Annotated in this window: 9 protein-coding genes and 1 tRNA gene; 3 read left to right on the forward strand and 7 right to left on the reverse strand. The window is 46.0% G+C overall.

Annotated elements, in window-relative coordinates; translation table 11 throughout:
* Positions 1-124: 124 nt before the first annotated feature.
* The 6 genes from HMPREF9441_RS11590 to HMPREF9441_RS11610 form a co-directional block, all read right to left on the reverse strand.
* Positions 125-580 carry a hypothetical protein gene (locus HMPREF9441_RS11590; protein WP_244949746.1) on the reverse strand — a complete coding sequence of 152 codons (456 nt, stop codon included), beginning with the start codon at positions 578-580 and terminating at the stop codon, positions 125-127.
* Between the two features lie 107 nt (positions 581-687).
* A complete protein-coding gene (locus HMPREF9441_RS11595) occupies positions 688-1773 on the reverse strand; it encodes a 6-bladed beta-propeller (RefSeq protein ID WP_244949747.1) in 1086 nt (361 codons plus the stop codon).
* Positions 1774-1929: 156 nt separating this feature from the next.
* Positions 1930-2205, reverse strand: coding sequence for a YfgM family protein (locus HMPREF9441_RS17905; protein ID WP_157244576.1), 276 nt, complete (start codon positions 2203-2205; stop codon positions 1930-1932).
* A gap of 724 nt (positions 2206-2929) precedes the next feature.
* Positions 2930-3604: an RluA family pseudouridine synthase gene (locus tag HMPREF9441_RS11600; protein WP_008621343.1), complete on the reverse strand. Its 675-nt coding sequence runs from the start codon at positions 3602-3604 to the stop codon at positions 2930-2932.
* 5 nt (positions 3605-3609) lie between these two features.
* Positions 3610-4356, reverse strand: coding sequence for a 3-oxoacyl-[acyl-carrier-protein] reductase (gene fabG / locus HMPREF9441_RS11605; protein ID WP_008621344.1), 747 nt, complete (start codon positions 4354-4356; stop codon positions 3610-3612).
* A gap of 38 nt (positions 4357-4394) precedes the next feature.
* On the reverse strand, positions 4395-4982 hold the full coding sequence (locus tag HMPREF9441_RS11610; protein ID WP_008621345.1) for a TetR/AcrR family transcriptional regulator: 588 nt from the start codon (positions 4980-4982) through the stop codon (positions 4395-4397).
* A gap of 219 nt (positions 4983-5201) precedes the next feature.
* Between HMPREF9441_RS11610 and HMPREF9441_RS11615 the strand changes: the two genes are divergently transcribed.
* The 3 genes from HMPREF9441_RS11615 to HMPREF9441_RS11625 all read left to right on the forward strand — a co-directional run bounded on the left by HMPREF9441_RS11615 (position 5202) and on the right by HMPREF9441_RS11625 (position 8734).
* Entirely contained in the window at positions 5202-5552 is a 351-nt protein-coding gene (locus tag HMPREF9441_RS11615) for a TIGR04076 family protein (RefSeq protein WP_008621356.1), read from the forward strand.
* 148 nt (positions 5553-5700) lie between these two features.
* A tRNA-Met gene (locus tag HMPREF9441_RS11620) sits at positions 5701-5773 on the forward strand.
* A gap of 75 nt (positions 5774-5848) precedes the next feature.
* Positions 5849-8734, forward strand: a complete 2886-nt coding sequence (locus tag HMPREF9441_RS11625) for a family 43 glycosylhydrolase (protein WP_008621358.1) — start codon at positions 5849-5851, stop codon at positions 8732-8734.
* A 24-nt stretch (positions 8735-8758) separates the two neighbouring features.
* Here the strand turns inward: HMPREF9441_RS11625 and HMPREF9441_RS11630 are convergent, their stop codons facing one another.
* Entirely contained in the window at positions 8759-9703 is a 945-nt protein-coding gene (locus HMPREF9441_RS11630; protein ID WP_244949748.1) for a glycosyltransferase family 2 protein, read from the reverse strand.
* Positions 9704-10104 lie beyond the last annotated feature (401 nt).

A 10104-nucleotide genomic window follows, 5' to 3' on the forward strand; every position in this document is an offset into this window, starting at 1 on the left:
AACAACCACAATGTTGCAAGCACAACAAAAACCAACTTTTTTCATTTCTACTAATTCATGTTTACTAATTCATGCGACATGAGTGCGAACCAGAAAGCAAGCTAACCTCTGTTAAAACAAGGTCTTATCGTTCTTTACCCTTAAGAATGTCCCAAAAGATTTTGTTTATCTCTTTGTTCCTTATAGGATCACCGACCAAAACAACATTCATATTCTCATCAAGCAAAAATGTATGAAATAGCACATCACTTGGTATATGCTGATTTTGGTGTTCAAATATATTTGCACTATCCAAATAAACCTGAGTCGAAAATTTTAAATTTCCTGCAGCGCACATAAAAGATCCAATATCCTTTTTTGAGGGCGAGAAAATAAACCTGAAACCAACACTATTGGTACTTTCTTTTATTTCATAGATAAAATCATTCCAATGCACTAAGTTTGTCAACCTACAAGAAGAACAATCTACAGAATCTGAATATACAACCCAATAAAATTGTTTTGGAAAAGTATCTACCCTATTCTTATAGGAAATAAGACGCATGGAATCACACGATAAAGTTACAGGCTTCGATTTCATCTGCATGATATTGGCATAAACGTCCTTATCTCTATTACAAGAAGAGACTATACTGCACAATAATAGCAATGCTAAAGCGAACTTAAAATTCCACATACGAATTAAAATTACCGTTTCAATCTATAAAATGCCACAACGCGATAACCATTCTCCAAATGCTGTACAACATCTGCAGGCAATGTTGTCTTGTCCTCAAACCTGTCAAGACAGTAGTCTTCCAAATACCCTACAACATACCCATCGGCCATACACAATGGAATAATGATATCCGTAGGAGACAATCCTTTGTCTATATCCTTGTTCCCACCAATACGCTCTTTCATGTCATAATATAGAACAGTCCTAAGATGCCGATTCTCCAAAAACATAACCAACTTAGATTCATATATTAATGGGCAGGTGTACATAAAGACATGCTTATCTTCAATCAGTTGTTCTGCATCATAACGTGCCTCCAAAGGAGGCGCATATTTGCCGAAGTTAAAGAGATAAGAATGTACCAACTCACCTTTTGGCGTAAACACATGGGTTGTATCAGACATATCATCCGTATAATAAATGTTGTCACCCACTTTTTGAAAAAGGGAATAGCCGGAATAATTGTCTTGGTCTTTCTCGTCAAAGTAAGAAAACACCTTTTTGATGTTAAAATGAGAATCTGTCACGCAAAGTTTCACATTTGACTTTCCGGGCTTTAACGAAAACAAAAATGAACCATTTTCCAAAGCTTTAAAATCCTCTCCCCAAAAAGGAGTTTCCACCTTTTGGACGAATTCGCCACCATGGGTAAATGAAATCATCTTCTCACTGGCATCATCATATAGATAAACATAATGCTTGTCCACATCAAAAGAATTTACCCTCACATATTCCGAACTCGACCGCCCACGCTCACCATACTGCGTGATAAAATTCCCCTCCTTGTCGAACGACATCAGTTTAGATAGCCTTTCATCAAGTATGTATATAGTGTCACCGTATATCTTGAGCTTATTAAGATTCCTAAATGTATTTTGTGGTTCTTGTAGTTTTACGAACAGAACGGTGTCAATAAACGAAGAACTTATCCCAGACACTTCTTCCAAAGGCACATCAACTTTTGTCTGTGGAACACAAGGGATAATATCAGTTTTGTTCTCCTTGCACGCAATAAAGAAGAACAAAAAAAATATATAATAATGGATATATTTCATACCTCTTACTTTTAAAGTTGGAATAGCAAACATTTAATTGCCCTAAAAAATGAACACATAAAAAATGCATATCTTTTAGGGCAAACGCAGACTACTAATTTGTGCAATAGTACAAGTTACGTATTACTCTATTCTTATCAGCAAATACTGATGAAATCACTTATAACAACCACATAAATTAGGTGAACATGGATGAAAATTCTTGCTCTCGCAAATCTTAACTGTTACGCCACATTTTTCACATTTAAAAGTATCGCCCGGCCCCGTATCGGAAGGAGATGTCTCATTCTGCGACAACGCTTCTACATTTGCAAGAAACAAATCACTTTCCAGTTGTTTACTTTGTTCATACGCACCATAAGCGTGATAACCACCATAAATTGTCACTCCAAGAACCACTGTCGCAACAATTGCAATCCATGTTTTTCTCATAATCATATATTTTTAAAGTTTTCAAATCAAATGCAATATTAAGGAATTAATACGAATATATCAAGCAAACGAATAAAAAATTTCTATCTTTCAATGCACGTCGCAGCATTTTCAAAGCATGCCGCCTGAATCCGGCACAAATACCGAAGACCTTGACATTGCGGCAAAGCACACCGGCCGACAACAGCGAACAAAACGTCAGAAAAAGAAATAAGACGCCGACAAAAAGACAGCGCCCACCTCATTCTCCACCGCTGCAAAAAACGGATTCTTCCTGCAACGGGAAGCCAAACGTTAACAAAAAAGCATACATCAAGAACGTTTTTTGCTTCCATGCGGCATTTCCGCGATTCGCTTTCAGCACAACGAAAAATCATTCGGCTGAAAGCGATTTTCCAATGTCCGCAGAACTTGCGGGCAACCCGTACCAAAAGACGGAAAAACGACTTCTTACCGTGGAGAAGAGATGCCGAAAACCCTGTTTTTTCACGTAGATGAAAGCCCGACGGCCTCAAAAAAGAAAAACAAAACGACAGCGGAAACGCCCCACGGAAATACACATAAAAAAAGCCATGCGGAAAGACATGGCACATCCTCTATCGAAAAGAAAGCTTCCAAACCAAAAGGCAGCATTCCGTCAGATTCCCGATACACGAGAATCCATTATTTGCGACCGCTCCCGTCCCGGCTTGCAAATACGCCATTCTCGTCAGCCAGAAAATGACTATTTGTCATTTTGGAAGCTATGCCACAAATTGCCCTCGGGCACGGGTGCCTCCACGTCTATCTCTTGCTTGGATACGGGGTGGACGAAACGCACACGGCGGGCATGCAGGCAAATGCTCCCGTCGGGGTTGCTGCGCGGCGAGCCGTACTTCAGGTCTCCCTTAATCGGGCAACCCATCTTGGCCAACTGGCAACGGATTTGATGGTGACGGCCGGTTTTGAGGTCTACTTCCAAAAGGAAATAACGTTCCGAACGGCCGATAAGCCTATAATCGAGGATGGCTTTCTTTGCCTCGGACTTTTCCTTGTCATAAGCATACGACTTGTTCTGCTTTTCGTTGCGCACCAGCCAATGCACCAATTCCCCTTCTTCCGTGGGCGGACAATTCCCCACAATGGCCCAATACGTCTTGTGCACTTCTTTCGTACGGAACATTTCGTTGAGCCGGGCCAAAGCCTTACTGGTACGGGCAAAGACCACCAGTCCGCTCACGGGGCGGTCCAAACGATGCACCACGCCGAGGAACACGTTCCCCGGCTTGTGGTACTTCTGTTTGATATATTCCTTCACCATCTCCGCCAAAGGCTTGTCGCCGGTCTTGTCGCCCTGTACAATCTCCGAACTGCTTTTGTTGACGATGATGAGGTGGTTGTCTTCGTAGACTACGTCCATACGGATTACATGTTCATGCCACCGTCAATCTGGATAACCTGTCCCGACACGTAAGAAGACAGGTCGGAAGCCAAGAAAAGCGCCACGTTAGCCACGTCTTCCGGCGTACCGCCACGACGCAAAGGTATCTTCTTGCACCATTCCGCACGCACGTCGTCCGACAATGCTGCCGTCATGGCCGTTTCGATAAAGCCCGGTGCTATGGCGTTGGCACGGATACCTTTGGCTCCCATCTCCTGGGCTATGGACTTGGCCAAAGCTATCATACCGGCCTTGGAAGCCGAATAGTTACACTGTCCGGCATTGCCGTGTACACCCACCACGGAAGCCATGTTGATGATGGAACCGCCCTTTTGGCGCATCATAATAGGTGTACAAGCGTGGATGAAGTTGAAAGCCGACTTCAGATTGACGGCAATCACTGCGTCCCACTGCGCCTCCGTCATACGCAACATCAAGCCGTCTTTAGTGATACCGGCATTGTTTACCAGAATATCTATCGAGCCGAAATCCTCTTTCACCTGCTTCACCACTTCTTCCGTCTGTGCAAAATCAGCCGCATTGGAAGCGTAGCCTTTGGCCTTCACGCCGAAAGCGGCGATTTCTGCCTCGGTAGCCTGCCCGTTTTCATCAATTACCAAATCCGTAAAAGCCACGTTCGCGCCTTCGGCGGCAAACTTCAGGGCAATGGCCTTACCGATGCCGCGGGCGGCACCCGTCACCAAAGCCGTCTTTCCTGTCAATAATCCCATAATCTTTTTTATTATTTAATGGTTAAATATATTATCTGTCAACGTTCACCCCGCAATGCGCGGTGTATCAATGTCTTCACCATACGGCGCGTTTCCGCCTTGTTCAATCCCTCTCCCAAGCGGCCGTAGATGTAAGGCACCTCCAACCCTTTCACACAATAGTGCATCACGTCGGCCACCAATGCCACATTCTCTATGGAAAACTCACCCGAAGCGACTCCTTCTTTCAACACCCCGATGAAAAACTCCGTTTCTTTTTGGTCGAAATGTTTCCTCACCTTCTCCACCATCCAGATATTACGGAAGAATTCGGCACGCAAATTACCGTTGCGCAACACGACCTCTTTAATGGAATGCAAATGGACATAAATGATTTCCACCAGTTTTTCCTCCAAGTCCATCCTTTTGTTGGCCACTTCCGACAACTGGGCCGAAAGATGCTCCAACTCCGTTTCTATCACGGCAAAATAAATGTCTTCCTTATTCTTGAAATAGGTGTAAAGCGTACGGCGTCCTTTGCCCGAGGCTACGGCAATATCGTTCATCGTCGTATTCTCCAGCCCTTGCTTGGCAAACAGCCCGCGCGCCACATCCACCAATCGTGTCCTTGTCTTCGAAACAGTCATAACTGTTACAAATGTAAGCGAAATCCGGCAAGCAGGCAATATTTCCCCCTTAATTTTCGTTTCTGTCCTGCAAAAAAGCCTGCCCTTTTTACCCGAAACGGGTAAGCCCGGCTCAAATTAACATGGAAATTATTGCCGCCATACCGGCTTTTTCCGTAATTTTGCAGACGGCAGATTGGGCTTTCCCACCGACTGCAGAAACAATAAAAACAGGACAGGATGAAGAAAGTGAAAATTACGGTCCTCCGCAAAATGTTCAACGAGGACTTGGTCAAGGAATACGGCGCGGTAGGACTACGGCCCTGCCCGATGCTCCGCGAAGGACAGGTGTTTTATGCAGACTATGCCAAACCCGACGGATTTTGCGACGAGGCTTGGAAAGCGATTTACCAATATGTATTTGCGTTGGCCCACGGCGCAACGAAAGAACCGTTCTACTACGGAGATTGGATAAGCAAACCGGGCATAGCCATCTGTAGTTGTAACGACGGTCTCCGGCCGGTCATCTTCAAACTGGAGGCCACCGACGAAGAAAGCCAAATAGACTATATCCCTGTACAGGACCAATGACGGCCTGCCACCGCTGCAAGACAAAGGACACGGAACGCTCCACCGGCAACGAGACGGTCACATTCGCATTTTCACGAAAATAATCCGCAATTTGTTTGGCTGTTCGGGGGAAATGCGCTATCTTTGCACTCGAAATCAAGAAACACATCGCGGAGTGGAGCAGTTGGTAGCTCGCCAGGCTCATAACCTGGAGGTCGTTCGTTCGAGTCGGGCCTCCGCAACTCAATACAAACGCAATTAACTTCAGGAAAGTTAGTTGCGTTTTGTGCTTTAAAACCATTAACCTGATTAAAGTCATGAAAAAAGTATTCTATTCCCTATTGAAAAGCCTGGTGCTCACAGTTACGCTATCCCATTCCTTGCCTTCGCACGGACAAGAGGAAACTCTCCGGATTCCCATGACTACGGAGGATGCGAAAAGCAAATATTCCACAATAAGCATGCAACGCACCAGTGTGCACGACCCTTCTATCGTTTATGATGAGGGGAGCAGGCTGTATTACGTCTTCGGTTCACACATGGCTACTGCCAAAACCCGTGATTTGCAAAACTGGACCGGGGTGTCCTTTCCTTGGGGCACGGTGGATACGGACGGGACAATCACGTCCAACGTAGCTCCGGCGGACGCTTTCCATACTCACCAAACGCGGAAAATCACCATTCACGGCGAAACGGTGGATTTCGGTAATTTCGATGCCGCAGCTTGGAACTGCGCCCTTCCCGGTACCGGTACCAATGGAGAAGAAATACCATGGACCGTAGACGGCAACATGTGGGCTCCGGACATTATTTACAATCCCGTGTCAGGAAAGTGGTGCCAATACCTCAGCTTGAACGGTCCGCAATGGAATTCTTGTATCATCCTGCTCACGGCCGACCGCATAGAAGGGCCTTACGTCTATCAAGGTCCTGTAATATTCAGCGGATTCCGCAACGACACGGACGAGCGCATTTCTTTCCACAAAACCGACTTGGAATTAGTCGTCGGGAAGCAATCGAGCCTCCCCGCACGGTATAAACAAGAAAAATGGGGAGATTATTGGCCGCACGCCATAGACCCTTGCGTGTTCTACGATGAAGACGGGACGTTATGGATGTCGTACGGCTCCTGGTCGGGTGGCATCTATATCCTGCAATTAGATCCGAATACCGGTCTGCGGGACTACAACGTCACTTATACGGGGAACTTCGATACGAAAGGGGCCAACGTGACATCCGACCCGTACTTCGGAAAGAAAATCGCAGGCGGTCGTTATGCATCGGGCGAAGGTTCCTATATCGAACATATCGGCGACCACTATTACTTGTTCATGAGCTATGGCGGGCTTGAACCTAACGGCGGATACGAGATGCGCGTATTCCGTTCGTCTCGTCCGGACGGCCCGTACAAGGACATGAACGGGACCGATGCCATCTTCACAAGTTGGAAACTTAATTACGGTCCCAATGCAGACAATCGCGGTGAAAAGCTATTGGGAGCCTACAACCATTGGGGATTTATGAATGTCGGCGAACGTGCACAAGGACATAATTCCGTGCTTGCCGCAGAGGACGGACTCATTTACTTGGTTTACCATACCAAATTCAATGACGGGACGGCGGGACATCAGGTTCGTGTGCACCAACTGTTCCTGAACCGTTCCGGCTGGCCCGTAGCCGCTCCGTTCGAGTTCCACGGAGAAACGACAGGCGACCGTCAGATTGCCTCTTCCCAACGGTTCGATTCTAAAGAGATAGCAGGCCGTTATCACGTCCTCACCCATCCCTACGGGCAAAACCATGCCGCCTACGAAGAGGCCGCCCCCACAGAAATCCTGCTCCGTGAAGACGGGAAGGTAGAAGGGGCATACAGCGGAACTTGGAAGATATATGACGGCAATTCATACATCACCTTGAACCTGAACGGTACAGTTTACGAAGGAGTCATGACGGAGCAACAAATGGAACCGACCACCATCAAAGCCATCTGTTTCACTGCATGTGGCGACAACGGAACAAATGTATGGGGATATCGGATGAAGGACGAATATGCCTTGGCTTATACACTCAATACGACTGCCATTCCGGTCAAGAACAATCAATACATCTCGCGCAACATAGACTTGTATGGACTGGAGAAGGAAATCAATGTCAACGCCAAATGGGAGTCCGACACTCCGGACGTGGTTTCCCATACCGGACGATACAACCCGGCCGGCCTGACGGAAGATGTTCCCGTGCAATTATCCTGCGAACTGTCCTGCGGTGCCTACTTCTGGACCGACACGTTCCACGTCACGGCCCGTAAGGAATCCCTGCCCGACGGCGACTGGCTTGGCGGCATAAAAGCATATTATGATTTCGACCAGGAGCCTTTTGTCAATGCCTACGACTACACACAAACGGCAAGACGCTTGTCGCAAGGCGGCAACAACAAACCGTCGTTAGAAAAGGACAGCCTGCGTAACGGCAACATCCTGCACCAGTATTTCGGTGCAAGCGGCTATTGCAGCTACACACAAATGCCCAATCCGCTAAGGAATGAGCGTTTGGAAGGTATGACCGTATCTTTATGGGTGAAACGTACCGACGACATTCCGTGGGATGCAATATGGTCTTTCTATAATCCTGCGGCCAACACCCGGTTGTACCTTACAGGCAATTCGTACGTAGGCTTTAACAATGGCAAAGACTGGTTCGACATCAACCATCCTGGTAGTATTATCTCCGAGCGAATTCCTATCGGTAAATGGAGCCTGGTCACGCTCACTGTTTCACGTACAGAAGGCTGTTGCATATATGTCAACGGAAGCAAGATACGTGACGTTGAATATGTCGGGTACTGTAATGGCTCCGATATTACGGACGCAAAGGACTTCGATTATAATAAGGTCATGGATTTCATCCAGTCCTGCCCTAATTTCTATTTGGGCTACGGTTCTTTCTGGGGTTCCGTAGACGTGAGGATGGACGACCTTATTCTATACAATCGGGCATTGGAAACAACGGATGTCAGAGCGTTGAACACGATGAGCAACAGGGTGACCGATTTCTCCACCGGAGAAGGCGGTTCGTCTGTTGAACCGATCCGTCACCACGGGAATAGGACCATGAAATCAGTATATGATTTGTCCGGACGCCCTGTAAAAGAGATGAAAAAAGGCATCTACATCATCGAAGGCCGGAAGGTCATGTGTCCATAGAGCCAAGGATGGCATGCAACTATTTCACACTCCGAGATAGCATTTGCCATAAAGCCTGTAAGCCCCGTAATCGTAATGGAGAAAAGCCTGTTCCAAAGGACGCAGGCGAATGTTCTCCGTACGATAACGGGGAAAATATTCCTGCAACAATGCCGCACTGACCATAAAAGCATCCTGATGAACCATATCATCCAAAGTCACAAAACGGGTCAGGTTCACGCTTAAATCCAACAACAACATGTCATACAAAGCCTGTGTAGCAGGAATTCCCATCCGCTTGCTGTCGGCCAACAAACGGCGGGTCACCCATAGAGCGTCCAACGTCTTGATATTCCCCCGAGAAGTAAAAGTGATACCTTGTTCGTTCTGCCGATACAAATAGACAACATCCTTTATGGTAGCTACAGCCTTGCAACGCGGATAGAGGAGATAAATACAAATTGTATCCTCAAACCAATAGCCCAATGGAAAAACCACGTCCTCAAACAACCAAGACTTATAGACTTTCCCCACCGGGAATCCATACAATATGCTCCAATCCCGGGTAAAACTCTCCGAATGCCGGAAAGTAAAAGTCGTACGTTCTCCCATAAAGCGGCTATACCCGCCTTCCACGATATCTGCATCCGTACACAGTGCCGAACACATCAAAGATTCAACGGCACCTTCTGGCAGTTTATCATCCGCATCCACGAACATAATATAAGATGCACGAATATGTTTCAAAGCTGCGTTCCTTGCTCCCGAGAATCCTTTATTCTCTTGCTGGATTATGCATATCTCCGGACAGTCTGCATAGCGTTGCAAGACGGAAAAGGTTTGATCGGTAGAGCCGTCATTCACTACTGTAACGAGAATGCGGAAGGATGTACGCTGCGCCAATATGGAATCTATACATTCTGCTATATATGATTCTACATTATAAGCCGGTACAATAATCTGTAAATCGTATTGAAACGGTCGTTCCAATTTATTTTGAGACAAAGAGGATTGGCCCACATCCGGATGAAGTGTATACAAACGGTCACATGCCCTTTCTATATATTCTCTCTCTGTCCTGGCGGAAGGAGAGTGATAAAAGGGATAGAGCAACCGATAGTATAAGGACTGCATTCCCAGTTTCCTCATACAACGGAATAAAAATACATTTATCTCTTTAATCATATTTACAAGGATATTCAATATGTTGTTTATCTGCAAGTAATCTTAAAATTATTTTTTAGTAAGATGTTGCTTTCTTCCATTTCTGTTTCATTTCTCACTGTTTATATTTTGTGGACATCTGGCTTGCAAGGAATTCATTTTTTAATCACTCCCTTACCAAGGGACAAAAACAAAAAAAAGAGGATATCCCGTCTTGACCGGAATAT

This window comes from Paraprevotella clara YIT 11840 (genome assembly GCF_000233955.1).
GTDB classification, from domain to species: domain Bacteria; phylum Bacteroidota; class Bacteroidia; order Bacteroidales; family Bacteroidaceae; genus Paraprevotella; species Paraprevotella clara.

What these genes read in the sequence shown, in the direction of transcription:
- HMPREF9441_RS11590 (WP_244949746.1), bottom strand. Translation starts at nt 580, where the DNA reads ATGAAATCGAAGCCTGTAACTTTATCGTGTGATTCCATGCGTCTTATT.
- HMPREF9441_RS11595 (WP_244949747.1), bottom strand. Translation starts at nt 1,773, where the DNA reads ATGAAATATATCCATTATTATATATTTTTTTTGTTCTTCTTTATTGCG.
- HMPREF9441_RS17905 (WP_157244576.1), bottom strand. Translation starts at nt 2,205, where the DNA reads ATGAGAAAAACATGGATTGCAATTGTTGCGACAGTGGTTCTTGGAGTG.
- HMPREF9441_RS11600 (WP_008621343.1), bottom strand. Translation starts at nt 3,604, where the DNA reads ATGGACGTAGTCTACGAAGACAACCACCTCATCATCGTCAACAAAAGC.
- fabG (WP_008621344.1), bottom strand. Translation starts at nt 4,356, where the DNA reads ATGGGATTATTGACAGGAAAGACGGCTTTGGTGACGGGTGCCGCCCGC.
- HMPREF9441_RS11610 (WP_008621345.1), bottom strand. Translation starts at nt 4,982, where the DNA reads ATGACTGTTTCGAAGACAAGGACACGATTGGTGGATGTGGCGCGCGGG.
- HMPREF9441_RS11615 (WP_008621356.1), top strand. Translation starts at nt 5,202, where the DNA reads ATGAAGAAAGTGAAAATTACGGTCCTCCGCAAAATGTTCAACGAGGAC.
- HMPREF9441_RS11625 (WP_008621358.1), top strand. Translation starts at nt 5,849, where the DNA reads ATGAAAAAAGTATTCTATTCCCTATTGAAAAGCCTGGTGCTCACAGTT.